This window comes from Streptomyces sp. NK08204 (assembly GCF_020400585.1).
Classification (GTDB): Bacteria; Actinomycetota; Actinomycetes; order Streptomycetales; family Streptomycetaceae; genus Streptomyces.
This window is the reverse complement of sequence record NZ_JAINVF010000029.1, coordinates 14,235-27,739: the sequence shown is the minus strand read 5'-3', so window position 1 is coordinate 27,739 and position 13,505 is coordinate 14,235. Positions and strand designations below refer to the sequence as shown.

At 70.2% G+C, this 13,505-nt stretch carries 16 protein-coding genes; 7 read left to right on the top strand and 9 right to left on the bottom strand.

Annotated elements, in window-relative coordinates:
* Nucleotides 1-2: 2 nt before the first annotated feature.
* The 7 genes from K7G59_RS30010 to K7G59_RS29980 all read right to left on the bottom strand — a co-directional run bounded on the left by K7G59_RS30010 (nt 3) and on the right by K7G59_RS29980 (nt 5,555).
* The gene (locus K7G59_RS30010) at nt 3-392 is read right to left on the bottom strand and encodes a nuclear transport factor 2 family protein (RefSeq protein ID WP_225839735.1); all 390 of its coding nucleotides are present in this window, start codon (nt 390-392) and stop codon (nt 3-5) included.
* A complete protein-coding gene (locus tag K7G59_RS30005) occupies nt 389-727 on the bottom strand; it encodes an antibiotic biosynthesis monooxygenase (RefSeq protein ID WP_225839734.1) in 339 nt (112 codons plus the stop codon). The genes K7G59_RS30010 and K7G59_RS30005 overlap by 4 nt, the downstream gene beginning before the upstream one ends.
* A complete protein-coding gene (locus tag K7G59_RS30000; protein WP_225839733.1) occupies nt 724-1,437 on the bottom strand; it encodes a cupin domain-containing protein in 714 nt (237 codons plus the stop codon). The genes K7G59_RS30005 and K7G59_RS30000 overlap by 4 nt, the downstream gene beginning before the upstream one ends.
* Before the next feature lie 117 nt (nt 1,438-1,554).
* Nucleotides 1,555-2,238 (bottom strand): response regulator transcription factor, encoded by a 684-nt coding sequence (locus tag K7G59_RS29995; RefSeq protein ID WP_225839728.1) that lies wholly within the window; start codon nt 2,236-2,238, stop codon nt 1,555-1,557.
* Between the two features lie 610 nt (nt 2,239-2,848).
* Entirely contained in the window at nt 2,849-4,072 is a 1,224-nt protein-coding gene (locus tag K7G59_RS29990; protein ID WP_225839724.1) for a beta-ketoacyl synthase N-terminal-like domain-containing protein, read from the bottom strand.
* A complete protein-coding gene (locus K7G59_RS29985) occupies nt 4,072-5,337 on the bottom strand; it encodes a beta-ketoacyl synthase (RefSeq protein WP_225839722.1) in 1,266 nt (421 codons plus the stop codon). The genes K7G59_RS29990 and K7G59_RS29985 overlap by 1 nt, the downstream gene beginning before the upstream one ends.
* Complete coding sequence (locus tag K7G59_RS29980; protein WP_225839720.1) at nt 5,334-5,555, bottom strand: acyl carrier protein; 222 nt, start codon at nt 5,553-5,555, stop codon at nt 5,334-5,336. Before K7G59_RS29980 ends, K7G59_RS29985 begins: the two co-directional genes overlap by 4 nt.
* Nucleotides 5,556-5,804: 249 nt before the next feature.
* Between K7G59_RS29980 and K7G59_RS29975 the strand changes: the two genes are divergently transcribed.
* From K7G59_RS29975 to K7G59_RS29950, 6 genes are all read left to right on the top strand, one after another.
* A complete protein-coding gene (locus K7G59_RS29975; protein WP_225839716.1) occupies nt 5,805-6,650 on the top strand; it encodes an SAM-dependent methyltransferase in 846 nt (281 codons plus the stop codon).
* 15 nt (nt 6,651-6,665) lie between these two features.
* Nucleotides 6,666-7,367, top strand: a complete 702-nt coding sequence (locus K7G59_RS29970; protein WP_225839715.1) for a methyltransferase — start codon at nt 6,666-6,668, stop codon at nt 7,365-7,367.
* A complete protein-coding gene (locus tag K7G59_RS29965; protein ID WP_225839714.1) occupies nt 7,364-7,981 on the top strand; it encodes a sensor histidine kinase in 618 nt (205 codons plus the stop codon). The genes K7G59_RS29970 and K7G59_RS29965 overlap by 4 nt, the downstream gene beginning before the upstream one ends.
* Nucleotides 7,978-8,631 carry a response regulator transcription factor gene (locus tag K7G59_RS29960; protein ID WP_225839713.1) on the top strand — a complete coding sequence of 218 codons (654 nt, stop codon included), beginning with the start codon at nt 7,978-7,980 and terminating at the stop codon, nt 8,629-8,631. The genes K7G59_RS29965 and K7G59_RS29960 overlap by 4 nt, the downstream gene beginning before the upstream one ends.
* Nucleotides 8,631-9,470: an SAM-dependent methyltransferase gene (locus K7G59_RS29955; protein ID WP_225839812.1), complete on the top strand. Its 840-nt coding sequence runs from the start codon at nt 8,631-8,633 to the stop codon at nt 9,468-9,470. Before K7G59_RS29960 ends, K7G59_RS29955 begins: the two co-directional genes overlap by 1 nt.
* A 183-nt stretch (nt 9,471-9,653) precedes the next feature.
* A complete protein-coding gene (locus K7G59_RS29950; protein WP_225839712.1) occupies nt 9,654-9,941 on the top strand; it encodes a hypothetical protein in 288 nt (95 codons plus the stop codon).
* Here K7G59_RS29950 and K7G59_RS29945 read toward each other — a convergent pair.
* Nucleotides 9,907-10,875, bottom strand: coding sequence for a GlxA family transcriptional regulator (locus tag K7G59_RS29945; protein ID WP_225839711.1), 969 nt, complete (start codon nt 10,873-10,875; stop codon nt 9,907-9,909). The genes K7G59_RS29950 and K7G59_RS29945 overlap by 35 nt on opposite strands.
* A gap of 132 nt (nt 10,876-11,007) precedes the next feature.
* Between K7G59_RS29945 and K7G59_RS29940 the strand changes: the two genes are divergently transcribed.
* Nucleotides 11,008-11,976 carry a proline dehydrogenase family protein gene (locus K7G59_RS29940; RefSeq protein WP_225839710.1) on the top strand — a complete coding sequence of 323 codons (969 nt, stop codon included), beginning with the start codon at nt 11,008-11,010 and terminating at the stop codon, nt 11,974-11,976.
* Nucleotides 11,977-12,164: 188 nt separating this feature from the next.
* On the opposite strand, the gene K7G59_RS29935 is transcribed toward K7G59_RS29940, so the two are convergent.
* On the bottom strand, nt 12,165-13,325 hold the full coding sequence (locus tag K7G59_RS29935; RefSeq protein ID WP_225839709.1) for a tyrosine-protein phosphatase: 1,161 nt from the start codon (nt 13,323-13,325) through the stop codon (nt 12,165-12,167).
* Nucleotides 13,326-13,505: the final 180 nt, after the last annotated feature.

The following is a 13,505-nucleotide window of genomic DNA, read 5'->3' as shown; positions in this document are numbered from 1 at the left end:
GGTCATCCCTGGAGCGCGCGGATCTGCTGGACCAGGCCGGTGCGGTCGAGCATGGCGTGCCAGGACACGATGCGGCCGGCGTCGGCCCGGATCGTCTCCACGACGTTCCAGGTCAACCGCTGTCCGGTGCCCTTGGGCACGCCGGACAGCGTCAACTCGACCGACAGCGCGGAGCCGTCCGCCGACTCGATGACCCCGTCGACGTCGATTTCCAGTTCGCCGTACAGCCCACGCTGCTGCGCGAACATCGCGGCGAGCTGGGTCGCGCCCCTCTTGCGCTGGCTGGCGGTGCGGATCTCCACGTCGGCGTGGCACATCTCGTCCACCCCGGCGGGGTTGCCCGCGTCGACCACCGCGTAGACGGCTTCCCAGAGTTCCCTTGCGGTTTTCACGGTCGCTCCCCTTCACCGGACACGATCCAGTCGACCTGGTACACGTGCACGTCCACGTCGTCGGCGTATTTGTGCAGTTCGAGAATCAGCGCGCGGCCCGCCTCGCTGCGGATGTGTTCCTGAAAGGCCGAGAGCTCGCTCCACTGGGCGTAGTTCGTCACCCGGGTACCGTCGACGCTGCAGTGCAGGTTGGCCGAGATGAAGCCGGGCATGTGCCGGACGACCTCGTCGGTCTCCTTGCGGATCGCGGCGGACAGCGCCTGCTGGTTCTCCGGCTTGCAGTGGAAGACGTTGATGTAGGTCATGAGACGGTCGTCGGCGGAGATGGTGCTCATGACTGTGCCGCCTTCGTCTCGGCGACCACGGTGAAGCTGCGGAACTCAGGATCCGAGTAGCACTCCCGCATCGGCTTGACCAGTTCCTTGTGCTCCTCGGACCTCTCCCAGGCGAAGAAGTCCGCGACCGAGGTCCATTCGCTGGTGATCAGCCACTTTTCCGGGTTGTCGGGCGACTGGCAGATCTGGTCGCGAATGTGCCCGGGGGTCGCGGCGACGCTGAACCGGACCTTTTCGTAGGCGGCCAGGAAGGCCTCCCGCTTCTCCTCGGCCACCGTCATGCCGAACAGGATGCGGGCCGTGCCGGCCGCGGCGTCGGTCTGTTCCGTGTCCGTCTCGCCGAGCACCTCGGTGTCGACGTGCGCCAGTGACGGGTCCGGCGCGAGCGGGCCGATGTGGTACACGGTCAGCGACTCGGTCGTGCCCGCATTGCGCAGCCGGTGTCGCTTGCCGATGGGCACGTAGATGCCGTCGCCGGCTCCCAGTGCCCAGTCCTCGCCCTCGACCTCGAGCACCAGGTCGCCCTTGACGACGAACAGGAACTCCTCGGAATACGGGTGGAAATGCTCCACCACGTGTTCGCCGGGCTGGAGAACAGCCGTGCCCATGTATCCGGAGCGGCTGCCCACCGAACCCGGGTGGAGCACCATGCGCAACTGGCCACCGCGCGCCCGATAGGGCTCTATGTCATCGGCGCGAATTCGGCTCACCTTCGAATTCCTCATGAGGAAATCATCTTCGACGCTCATCTCGCTTCGCATCAGAAGTCTTCCGTGAAAAATCGGCGGAATATCCGCAGCCGGTTGCGGGAAATCCGCAACGGCTCGTCAATTTACGGGCACTGCAGCGTGCGCCCGGAAACCGTGCGTGCACGCGTACACCGCCAACTGGGTCCTGTCACGCAGGTCGAGCGCGCGCAGCAACGAGGAGATGTGCGACTTCACCGTGGGCCTGCCCAGCTGCAGCTGGTCGGCGATCTCCACATTGGTCAGCCCGTGGCCGATCAGGCCGAGGATCTGCCGTTGCCGCGGGGTGAGCTTCACCCCGCTGCCCAGGCCGACCGAGGCCTCCGAAGGGCCGCTGTAGCGCAGTGCGGTGACCAGTTCGCCGGCCACCTGCGGGTCCAGTGCCGCGCCGCCCCGGTCGACCGCCCGGATCGCGTCCACGAGACCGCGCACCGGTGTGTCCTTGTGCAGAAAACCCTCCGCACCTCCGCGGAGCACCTTGATCGCGGTGTCCGGGTCCAGGTGGGAGGAGAGCGCGAGCACCTTCACCGCCTGCTCCGTGGTCCGGCTCACCACCTGCCGGGCCAGCAGATCATCGATGTCGAAGCCGTCCAGGTCCATCAGCAGCACGCGTGGCCGTCGGTCCCGCAGCAACCGGGGACTGTAGCCCGCAGTGTCGAATTCGACCACCACATCGATCCCCGGGACACCGCGCAGTACCGTCATCATGCCCGCCCGGTACACACCGGAGCCACTGCAAACTCCGACCGTCAGCAAGTCGTTCAAACCACGCACAATATCCGTCGAAACACCTCTGGGAGTGATAAAGCCAGCCGTGGATCTGTCGGGCAGACGGCATTCCTCGCAGTCGGCTCCCCTGCTATACAGTGGCGTAACCGGCATTTCTCGCTCCCTTGTGGTTCGCAGCAACCTACGCCGCGTATCGGCGCGCCCTGCCACTGTCCGCCGTGGTGCTAGACGGCCACTCCTGCAAGCTTCGGCAGTGGCCGTGCTTCCGATACAGCCCGGAACGGGGCTCGCTGGCCTGGTGTTTGGCTGCCGGGTAAACGGTCGGCGGCATCCTGGCCAAGGACGAGTGCGGGCTGGGCGCACTGCCGCAGCCCGGCGTCCGTGTGCTCGGCGGGATCCACGCCTGGCGCCCCGGGCAGCCGGCCTTCGGCGGGCGGCGGCCACGCCCGCACCGACAACTCACCGAAGGGCCCGGCACCTCGCGCCGTGGAAGGCCGGACGAGACAAGGCCGCGCGAGCCCGCTTCCCGGTCACATCCGAAGTACCCGCGCGGCCACCGCCGTGTCACGGTCCCGCCGCCGGTCAGGGGCGCGAGAACTCGTGACCGGTCGGTTCGGCGTCCTCGTCGGACGAGACGCGCTGTGCGTCACCGGATGCAGGTGCGCAGCACCAACGCACTGTTGAATCCGCCGTGTCCGCGCGCGGTGACCAGCACCGTGCCGAGTCTGCGTTCACGCGGTTCGCGCACCAGGTCGAGGCCGTATGCCGGATCGGGGTCGTCGAGATTGCCCACCGGCGGGATGACGCCGGCCCGCATCGCGAGCAGTGCCGTGGCCACGTTGAGCGCCGAGCCGCCGGCCAGGAGCCGGCCGACGAGGCCCTGCGGCGCGGTGACCGGCACCGCGTGCGGGCCGAACACCGAGCACAGCGCCCTCGCCTCGGCGGCGTCGGCCTCCGGGCGGCCGGCGCCGTCGGCCACCACCAGGTCCACGTCGTCCGGGTGCACGCCGGCCCGCTGCAGGGCCAACCCGATCGCCCGTGCGTACTGCCGACCGTCCGGCGCGGCCGTCCGGTAGTGGTGCGCGTCCTGGGTGGCCGCATAGCCGGCGATCACGCCGTAGCCGGCGGGCGCGGACCGGGCCTGTGCCGCGGCTTCGTCCTCCACCACCAGCACCGCGCCGCCCTCGCCGGGCAGATGCCCGTTGGCCGCCCGGTCGAACGGCTTGTAGCCGGCCTTCGGGTCGGTCGCGGTGGACAGGTGACCACCGTCCATCTGGCAGGTCAGCGCGTACGGCGCGATCGGGGCCTCGGTGCCGCCGGCCAGTACGGCACCGGTGCCGCGCCGGATCGCCCGGTCGGCCCAGCCGAGGCTGTCGATGCCGGATGCCGCGTCGGAGACCAGTACCCCGCACGGTCCCTTGGTGCCGTGGTGGATGGCCACTTGCCCGGTGCTCGCGGCGTAGAACCAGGCGATGGACTGGTACGCGCCGACCGCCTTGCGGCCCCGGCTCCACAGTGCCTGGATCTCGCGTTGGCCGAACTCGTTGCCGCCCGAGCCGCTGCCCAGCAGCACCGAGGTGGCGTACGGATCATGGGCGCGGGGGTCGTAGTCGGCGTCGTCGAGGGCCATGCGGGCGGCGGCTATCGCCAGCCAGGTCCACCGGTCGGTCTGGACGGCCAGCCGGTCCGGGACGTGCTCGGTGACGTCGAATCCTGGCACCTGGCCGGCCAGTGTGGTGGCGTAGCGGCTGGTGTCGAACGTCTCGATCGGCCGCACGGCCAGCTCGCCGGCCAGGGTCGCGCGCCAGTGCTCGGCCGCGCCGATGCCGGTCGGGGCGACCACGCCCAGACCGGTGATCACGGCCGCCATCAGCGCACCCCGGCCAGGACGATGGCCGACTGGAATCCGCCGAACCCGCTGCCGACCGACAGTGCGACGTCCACTCGGTGGTCGCGTGCGGTGTTGGGCACGTAGTCCAGGTCGCACTGGGGGTCGGGGTGGGCGTAGTTGGCGGTGGGCGGCACCACGTTGTGCTCGATGGCCAGGGCGGTCGCGGCCACCTCGATGGAGCCGATCGCACCCAGCGAGTGCCCGACCATGGATTTGATCGAGCTGACCGGCACCCGGTAGGCGTGTGCGCCGAGGCTCTGCTTGAACGCGGCGGTCTCGTGCCGGTCGTTCTGCTTGGTGCCCGAGCCGTGCGCGTTGACGTAGTCCAGGGCGGTGGGGTCCAGCCGTGCCTGGGCCAGCGCGCTGCCGATCGCGACGGCCATCTCGGCGCCGTCCGGACGCAGCCCGGTCATGTGGAAGGCGTTGCACCGGTTGGCGTAGCCGAGGATCTCCGCGTAGATGTGCGCGTCGCGCCGCCGGGCGTGCTCGTACTCCTCCAGGATGAGCACGGCCGATCCCTCGCCCATCACGAAACCGTCGCGGGTCGCGTCGAAGGGCCGGGAGGCGTGTTCGGGGTCGTCGTTGCGGGCGCTGGTGGCGCCGATGGCGTCGAAGCAGGCGATCGAGATCGGCGTGATGGGCGCGTCGCTCGCGCCGGCGATGACGATGTCGGCCATGTCGTCCTGGATCAGCTGGTACGCCTGCCCGATCGCGTCGATGCCGGAGGTGCAGCCGGTGGAGACCACCGAGGCCGGGCCGTTGGCGCCGTACCGGCAGGCGACCTCGGCGGCCAGGCTGCTGGGCACCCACGCCTGGTAGAGGAAGCCCGAGCCGAACTCCGGGTCGACCAGCCAGTCACGGCCGCCGTCGCTGACCACCACGTACTCGTCCTCGAGGCGGGTGCTCGCGCCGACCGCGCTGCCCAGGCACACCGCCATCCGGTCATGGTCGAGTCCGCCCTCCGGCTCCAGGCCCGCGTCGGCCATCGCCTCGTCGGCGGCGACCAACGCGAACTGGACGAACCGGTCGTTCCGAAACACCTCCTGCCGGGTCAGGCCCGCGGCGAGCGGGTCGAAGTCGACCTCGGCTGCCAGTTGGGAGCGGAACTGCGCCGGGTCGAACAGCGAGATCCGGCGGGTCGCGGTGCGCCCGTCGGTGAGCAGCTGCCAGAACGCCTTTCGCGTGGCGCCACCGGGCGCGACCACACCGATCCCGGTGACCGCGATGCGTCGCTCGTCGCTCATCGCGCGTGCTCGCTCAGTCCCTCGTTGACCAGCCTCACCAGCTCACCGAAGTTCGCGTTCGCGTACTCCTCGCCGAGCTCGATCCCGTAGCGGTCCTCGATCTCCGCCCTGACCTGCAGGTGCGCCAGCGAGTCCAGGTCGACGTCGCTCAGCGTCGCGCTCGGATCGTCGGTGACCGCGGACCGGGGAAGCCCGGCCTTCACGACCAGGATCTCCATTAGCTCGTTAATTGTGAATGCCGACACGGTCATTCCCTTCGCATTTAGGCAACGAACCCGCAGCTCAGGCTACGCGGAAATCATCCGCATTATCTTCAGCCAAGAGAACTAAATCGACTCATACCCGAGAATGAGGCCGACCCATCCTCGCGAATGGGTTTATCGTCGACCCACAGAATCCATTGACGCTTTTTCGGGCGCGATGCTTCACTGATTTCAATTGATTTCCCCGGGCACGAGGAGATGAGAATGGACGCGTCAGCAGTACCGGCAAAGGCACCGGCCGGCGCCGGGATCACCGCGGTCGCGGTGGCGATGGCCAGGGCCATGGAATCCTCCCGCGCGGACCGGATGTTCCACGACCCGTACGCCCAGGCGTTCGTCGACGCGGCCAAGCCGGTGCTCGAGGCGGACGAGTGGCCGTCGCTGGTCGCCTGGGTCGACCTGTTCTACTCCCGGGGGGTGGTGCGCACCCGGTTCATCGACGAATTCGTGTGCGATGCGGCGGCAGACGGCGTCACACAGGTGGTGCTGCTCGGGGCAGGTCTGGACGCACGCGCATTCCGGCTGCCGCTGCCGGACGCGGACGTGTTCGAGGTGGACACGCCGTCGGTGTTCGCCTTCAAGGACAAGGTGCTCGCCGACGCCGGTGCGCGGCCCACCGCCCGCTCGCGCACCGCCGTCCACGCCGATCTGCGCGAGGACTTCGCCGCGCGCCTGGCCGGCAGCACCTTCGACCCGGGCAGGCCGACCGCGTGGGTCGCCGAGGGCGTGCTGCCCTACCTGACCGCCGACCAGGCACGGAAGGTGATCACCGATGTCGGACGGCTGTCCGCGCCGGGCAGCAGGCTGGTGTTCGAGCATGCGGACAAGCCGGGGCCGGACCCGAGGGCCAAGGCCGCCGCGCTGACCACGCCCGGAGCGGACCGGATCAGCACCATGGTCCGCGGCGGCCTCGGCCCGCAGGGGCGGGACTGGGTGGCCGGCCAGGGCTGGACCCTCCAGATCACCGAGCGCGGCGAACTGGGGCCACGGTACGGACGGCCCGACGGCCGGCTGACCGGCGGCCAGTTCATCACCGCGACCCGCGACTGACCCGGGACGAGGGACATGGAATCGAACCAGGAGCAAACCGAACTTCCGAACCCGACGGAGGCGCGTATTCAGGCCGCCGCCGAGCCCTATCGGCGTCCGATGCTCGCCGCCTACGACACATTCGTACTCGGCATGGTGAGCCGGTTCATGTGGCGTTGTCCGCCCAAGCGAATGCTGACGCATTACAACCGGCAGGTCAGCGCGGCCCATCTGGATATCGGACCCGGCACCGGCTGGTTTCTGGACAACTGCCGGTTTCCGGCGGAATCCCCGTCGATCACCCTGCTGGACCTGAACGAGGTGGTGCTGGCCACCGCGGCGCACCGGATCAGACGGTATCGACCCCAGACCCTGGTCGGTGACGCGTACAAGCCGTTCGCCCTGGGCACCGCGCGGTTCGACTCGGTCGGCATGAACTTCCTGCTGCACTGCCTGCCCGGTTCGATGCGGCAGAAGTCGGTGGTGTTCGACCACGTCGTGCCGTTCCTGCGAGGCGGCGCGCGGGTCTTCGGCAGCACCGTGCTGGGCGACGGCCCCCACCACACGAAGCGCTCCACGAAGCTGCTGGCCAAGCTCAACCGCAGCGAGGTGTTCAGCAACCTCGACGATCGGCTGGAGGACCTGAACGAGCAGCTGCAGGCCCGGTTCACCGACGTCGAGACGGTCCGGTTCGGTGCGGTGTGCCTGTTCGCCGCACGCTTTCCGGGGGTGCGATGAGCGGCGAGTTGCCTCCGCTGGCCCAGCAACTGCACGACGGCGTGCTGCAGGCCCTCGCCATCGCCCGGATCCGGCTGGAGAAGGCGCTCGCCGAGGACGGCCCGCTGCCCCGCGAACTGGGCGCGGACCTGAAGCTGTTGCTGGACCACGAGATCGCCGGCCTCCGCCACCTGATCAGCGGCTCGGCCCTCCCCGCCCCGCCCCAACCGGACCTGCCCAGCGCGCTGGCCGCCACCGCCGAACACCTCCAGTCGGCCACGGGTATCCGCATGTGCGTCGAGAACCGCACCGCGCCGCCGGGCAGGTGGGCGGGAAACGACCTGGTGGCCTACCGGATCGTGCGGGAAGCGCTGCACAACACGGCCAGACACAGTGACGCGCGGCATGCCTGGGTGAACGTGGCCGCGTGGCGGGACCGGCTGGTGTGCTCGGTGTACGACGACGGGCACGGCTTCGCTCCGGCCACCACCAGCCCCCACTTCGGGATGACCGCCATGGACGCGCAGGCACGCAAAGCGGGCGGACACCTGGCCGTCCGGTCCGGTCGCACCGGCACGTTCGTCACCCTCGTACTGCCCAGGGACCCGGTACCGGAGAGGGAAGTCCCGCGATGACGCCGCCAGACCCGATGTGCCGGCCGACCATTCTGATCTGCGACGACCATCCTGTGGTGCGCTGCGGCATCCGCACGCTGCTCGCCGACGACCGCTACCGGATCGTCGGCGAGGCGGCGGACCTGCGCGGCACTGTCGAGCAGGTGAACCGGCACCGCCCCACGGTGCTGCTGCTCGACCTGAGTTTTCTGGGCACCCTCAGTCTCGGCGTCCTGCCCACCGTGCGGGCGGTGTCGCCGGCCACCCGGGTGCTGATCCTGACCATGCACAACGACCTGGACTCCGCACGGGACTCGCTTGCCGCCGGTGCGCACGGGTTTCTTCCCAAGGACGCCGCCGCAGAGGAACTCGTCGCCGCGGTCGACGCGCTCGCCGCGGGCGGCCGGTACCTCCATCCGGCACTCGGCGCGGCGTTGTTCGACCGGGCCGCCGATCCGGACGGCGCGCTCAGCAGACGGGAACGCGAGGTGCTCGGGCTGATCGCCGACGGCCTGACCCACCAGCAGATCGCCGACGAACTCGGTCTGTCGGTACGCACCATCGAGGCGCAGCGGGCATCGATCAAGGTCAAGCTCGGGGTCAGCAGGCGGGCGGAGCTGATCAGCTGCGCCCGGCGGCTGCGCTTGACGACCACAGGAGGCAAAAGGTGATGCAGACGGGCCGGCCCAGCCGTACCGCGTTGAGTTCGGCGCGCGCCCGCGCCGTGCACCAGGTCGCGGACACACCACGTGTGTTCACCGACCCCTTGGCCGCGCGCATCATCAGCGGCATCGACGACGCCCCGAAGCCGGCCGGCGTGCCCGCCATGCCTGCCGAGGTCCGGCTGTTCATGGCGTTGCGCCACCGGGTGGCCGAGGACGCGCTGCGCGCCGCCGCGCACACCAGACAGGTGGTCGTCCTCGGCGCCGGCCTGGACACCTTCGCCTACCGGAGCCGGAATCCGGCGCTGCGCGTGTTCGAGGTCGACCACCCGGCCACCCAGGCGTGGAAACGCCGGCAGCTCACCGGGGCCGGCATCGAGGTACCGGACACGGTCGTGTTCTGCCCGGTCGACTTCACCGAGCAGACCGCGGAAGCGGGGCTCGCCATGGCCGGATTCGACCGGCACGCACCGGCGTTCTTCCTGCTGCTGGGGGTGGTTCCCTATCTGCCCAGGGAAGCGCTGCTGGACACGGCACGCTTCGTGGCGGGGTTGCCCGCTCCAGCCGAACTGGTATTCGACTACAACCAGCCGCTCGCCGCGCTGCCGCCGCACCGCAGGCCCGGGCGCGCCGCGCAGGCCGAGGCGATGGCCCGGATGGGCGAGCCATGGCAGTCGTTCTTCACCCCGGCCGAGATCGCCGCCGAACTGGCCGAGGCCGGGTTCGACAACGTCACCGACATCGGCTGGCGGGACTGCCTGGAGCGCTACGCGCTCGACGCATCGTTGCCCGACCTGTTCGGCGGACGGATCGCGCATGCCCGCGCGACCGGACGGGAGAGGAACTAGCCGAACGATGCACTCGCGCTGGACCGCGCCCGTGAGGTGCGGGGCCTGGGACCCGTCGGCGCGCTCGACGCCGGACGGGTCCCGGCCGCGCGGAACCGGGCCGGCCCTATACGGGCTGACCCCGAAGGCACCGACACTGAGACGGCTGGGGTCCCCCGGCAGACCGCCACGCTGCCGGCGGCCGTGCGGCACCTGGAGACCGCCACGGTGGACGACGCGCTCGATCCGCTGCACGCGCTGATGGCCACCGAACCGCTCGCGAGGGCCGAGGGGATGGGCAACGACGCCGAGCTCGAGGCACTGCCCCAGCCGCGGAAGGCGGCGAAGAAGGTCGCCGTGGCGGTCGACGTGCTGATGACGACGCCGCCCGCGACCGACACCGGCGAACTCGTCTCCGTGGTGGACGCGTGGCACGACCTTGCCGGCCTGGTTCCGTTCACGCGGACCGTCGGCCGGCGGGCAGGACTCTGAACGCGCGCCGGTACGCCTGGGGCGTCGTGCCGAGGTGTCGGGCGAAGTGGTGGCGGAGGTTGTCGACGGTGCCGAAGCCCGTGCGGTGGGCGATCGCGGTTACCGGGTCGTCCGTGGTCTCCAGGTGGTGCTGCGCGAGCAGGACCCGCTGTCCGGTCAGCCATTGCAGCGGAGTGGTCCCCGTCTCCTGCCTGAAGCGTCGGGCGAAGGTCCGTGGCGAGAGGTGGGCACGGTGGGCCATGGCGTCGACGGTCAGGTCCTGGTCGAGGTTGGCTTCCACCCAGGCCAGAACAGGGGCGAGAGACCCGGTCCCCTCCCGGGGGAGCGGGCGTCGGCGGTACTGGTGCTGGCCGCCGTCGCGGTGCGGGGGTGTGACCATGCGGCGGGCGATCGCGTTGGCGACGGCGCTGCCGTGCTCCTTGCGGATGAGGTGCAGGCAGGTGTCGACGCCGGCGGCGGTCCCGGCGCCGGTGATGACCGGGTCCTCGTCGACGTAGAGCACGTCCGACTCGACGTGGGCGCGCGGGTGGCGGCGGGCGAGTTCGTCGGTGTAGCGCCAGTGGGTGGTACAGCGTCGCTCGTCGAGCAGCCCGGCCTCGCCCAGGAGGAAGGCCCCGGTGCAGATGCTCAGGACACGAGCGCCACGCTTCACAGCCGCCCGCAGTTCCTCGGTCAGGCGGTCCGGCTGGCTCACGCGCGGGTCGTAGGCCGGGACGCAGATGAGGTCCGCCGAGGCCAGCCGCTCCAGGCCGTGACGGGCCCGCACCTCGAAGCCGTGGCGGGTCGGCACACTGTCGCCGGTGGCCGAGACCAGAGCGAAGTCGTACACGGGCAGCGCGTCGTCGCTGCGGTCAATCCCGAAGACCTCGCAGAACACGCCCAGCTCGAAGGCGTGGGCACCCTGGAGAGCCAGGACGGCGACGTCATGAAGCATCGGTTCCCGATCCCTCTTACGACGGTGGCAGGAATTTCAGCTTACCTGTCATTTCCGCCACTCCCAGGTGGTAACACCTGTCTGGAAGGCTCGCAGGCGTTCCTCCGTCCCACGAAAAGCTAGGCACAGCGCATGATCACGCAGACCCCTGCCGCCAACGCCGCCCTCTCGTCACAGGCTGCCCAAGTCCTGCGTGGGCTCGCGCTCGACGAGGAGCTGAAGTGGCGCATCCCAGGTGACCCGGTCCTGGGCCCTCTGGCCCGCAAAGTTGCGCGGCGGTACGTGGCCGGTGAAACACTGCCCGACGCCCTGGACCGGGCGCAGCAGACCCTGGCCGTCGGCCACCGTGTGAACGTCGAGTACATGGGCGAGAGCTGCCGCGACCCGCAGCGAGCCACGGAGGAAACCGACACGTTCCTCTCCGCGGCCCGGCTGCTGCCACCCGGGTGCTCGATCTCCCTCGACCTGTCCCACATCGGCCTCGCCGTCGACGCCGAGCTTGCCCTTGCCAACGCCTCCCGTATCGCCCAGGCCACCGCCGACACCGGGCGGGAGATGGTGATCTCGGCTGAAGGCTCCGACCGTACCGACGAGGTGCTTGCCCTGCACCGCAGGCTGTGCAAGCAGTTCGACCATGTGGGCATCACCGTCCAGGCACGCCTGTATCGCACCGCAGACGACCTGCCGGAGCTGCTTTCCCGTCCCGGCCGCATCCGCCTGGTCAAGGGCGCCTTCCTCGAACCTGATGCCATCGCCCACCGGCGCGAGGCCCCGGCCCTGACCGCCGCCTATCTTGCGTACGCGGAACAGCTGGCCGATTCGGGCCATCCATGCTCCTTCGCCACCCATGACTGGGATCTGATCAACCGCATTGACCAGCACCTCGGCGGGAAGGGCCACGATTCGGCCCCTTGGGAGTTCGAGACCCTCCTCGGCCTGGGGCCCGACCGCCTCACCGCCATGGCCGAGCGCGGTCACCCCACCCGGGAGTACATCGTCTTCGGCACGGAATGGTGGCTCTACGTCTGCAACCGCATCGCCGAAGACCCCCAGCGGCTGCTCCAAGCCCTCGTCGACGCGGCCTCAGACCTGACCACCTGATCCTGCCCCACGTCATCACGCCTCGACACGCCGCCCTGCGAAGCGTCAGCTGACCGGCGTCCAGAGCCGATCCACCGCAACGACAGACCGGGCCGCTGCTGCCTCGCTGTCGAAGGCGTGATCATTTCTGTTCTCCGGGGCGAGATCAAGCAGGAGCCACGGGCTTGCCCGACGAAGCGACGACTTGACTACCGGATCGACTGGGCGGCCCGCGTCTGACGGGGCGTCGTCGCCTGACCATCGTCTTGGGGCGCGGCGCACTCGCCGCGCCCCGACGCGTTCGCCGGCACCACGAGCCGCGCCCGCAGCGCCGCGATCGTCCGGGGCGCCACGCCGGCGCGTCCGATCAGATAGTTCTCCACCGATCCGTAGCGCCCGCGCAACTTGGCCAGCGTGGTCTCCATCGCATGACGAGGCGCGCCGAACACCGTGTGGTAGCGCTCGGGAGGCAGGCCCATCTCGGCGAGCCTGGGCAACAGCCGGGCCATGCGCTGTTCGGTGAAGTAGAGCCTGCTCAGCGTGTAGTCGTCCAGCACCGTCGCGTCGTCCACGCCGAGCACCGACAGCAACAGCGCAGCCGCCAGACCGGTGCGGTCCTTGCCCGCGGTGCAGTGGATCAGCGCGGGTGCGCCGTCCGGCACGGCGAGCCCGGTGAGGACCCGGCCGAAGACGAGCGCGTCCTGCTCCCCCATGTCCAGGTAGACCCGGTGCAGAAAGTCGTCCGGGACGGCGTCGAACCGGCCGCTGCGGAACAGGTCGCCGAGCGGGTTCGCGCGTGAGGCGTCGCCGCCGATGGCGAGCAGTTCGCGCCGGACCTCGGCGGGCAGTGCGGAGGGCGCCTTGGCGCGTTCGTCGTCGGTGCGCAGGTCGTACGCCACCCGAAGGCCGAGCCGGCCGACCGCGGCGACGTCGGCGGCGGTCAACTGGTCGGGCGCGTCCGCGCGGAAGACCAGGCCCCAGCGGACACGGCCGCCGTCCTTCGTGCGATAACCGCCCAGGTCGCGGAAGTTGCTCGCGCCCTCCAGCGGCACCACCCGCTCGGCGGCGAGCACCGCGGTTCCTCCGTCGACCGGCGCGACGGACACGTAGTGCCGACCGGGCCCCAGCTCGGGCAACGACACCCGCGTCGCGCCGTCGACGCGGGCCACCGGATGCTCATGGTCGATCGACTCGGGTGTCGGCCCTACCGCCAGTTCCACCGGGCCTGCGCCTGCCGACTGCCAGGACACGTCGAGGACGCCGGTACCGTCGCGGACCACCTCGACCGCCAGCACGACCGTTCCCATGCGATTCCTCCCCTTGTCCGTGCCCGCCACGCGCGGCAGGTCGGTGGTGTCAGCGGCAGCCATGACGTGTGACCCGTCCGTGGAGGCCTGGGTCCTGTTGCGGCCTCCCCGCAACAGGGGAGGAATTCCGGGGACGTTCCGCGGCAGATCCGGCATCGCAATCTGCTCCCCTCTCCCCCACCCTCTCCCCCATCTGCCGTCGCACGTGCCGCGGTACGTCGGCCCGTCCATTACGGCGTAATG

What these genes read in the sequence shown, in the direction of transcription:
- K7G59_RS30005 (WP_225839734.1), bottom strand. Translation starts at nt 727, where the DNA reads ATGAGCACCATCTCCGCCGACGACCGTCTCATGACCTACATCAACGTC.
- K7G59_RS29990 (WP_225839724.1), bottom strand. Translation starts at nt 4,072, where the DNA reads ATGGCGGCCGTGATCACCGGTCTGGGCGTGGTCGCCCCGACCGGCATC.
- K7G59_RS29985 (WP_225839722.1), bottom strand. Translation starts at nt 5,337, where the DNA reads ATGAGCGACGAGCGACGCATCGCGGTCACCGGGATCGGTGTGGTCGCG.
- K7G59_RS29980 (WP_225839720.1), bottom strand. Translation starts at nt 5,555, where the DNA reads ATGGAGATCCTGGTCGTGAAGGCCGGGCTTCCCCGGTCCGCGGTCACC.
- K7G59_RS29975 (WP_225839716.1), top strand. Translation starts at nt 5,805, where the DNA reads ATGGACGCGTCAGCAGTACCGGCAAAGGCACCGGCCGGCGCCGGGATC.
- K7G59_RS29970 (WP_225839715.1), top strand. Translation starts at nt 6,666, where the DNA reads ATGGAATCGAACCAGGAGCAAACCGAACTTCCGAACCCGACGGAGGCG.
- K7G59_RS29965 (WP_225839714.1), top strand. Translation starts at nt 7,364, where the DNA reads ATGAGCGGCGAGTTGCCTCCGCTGGCCCAGCAACTGCACGACGGCGTG.
- K7G59_RS29960 (WP_225839713.1), top strand. Translation starts at nt 7,978, where the DNA reads ATGACGCCGCCAGACCCGATGTGCCGGCCGACCATTCTGATCTGCGAC.
- K7G59_RS29955 (WP_225839812.1), top strand. Translation starts at nt 8,631, where the DNA reads ATGCAGACGGGCCGGCCCAGCCGTACCGCGTTGAGTTCGGCGCGCGCC.
- K7G59_RS29945 (WP_225839711.1), bottom strand. Translation starts at nt 10,875, where the DNA reads ATGCTTCATGACGTCGCCGTCCTGGCTCTCCAGGGTGCCCACGCCTTC.
- K7G59_RS29940 (WP_225839710.1), top strand. Translation starts at nt 11,008, where the DNA reads ATGATCACGCAGACCCCTGCCGCCAACGCCGCCCTCTCGTCACAGGCT.
- K7G59_RS29935 (WP_225839709.1), bottom strand. Translation starts at nt 13,325, where the DNA reads ATGGCTGCCGCTGACACCACCGACCTGCCGCGCGTGGCGGGCACGGAC.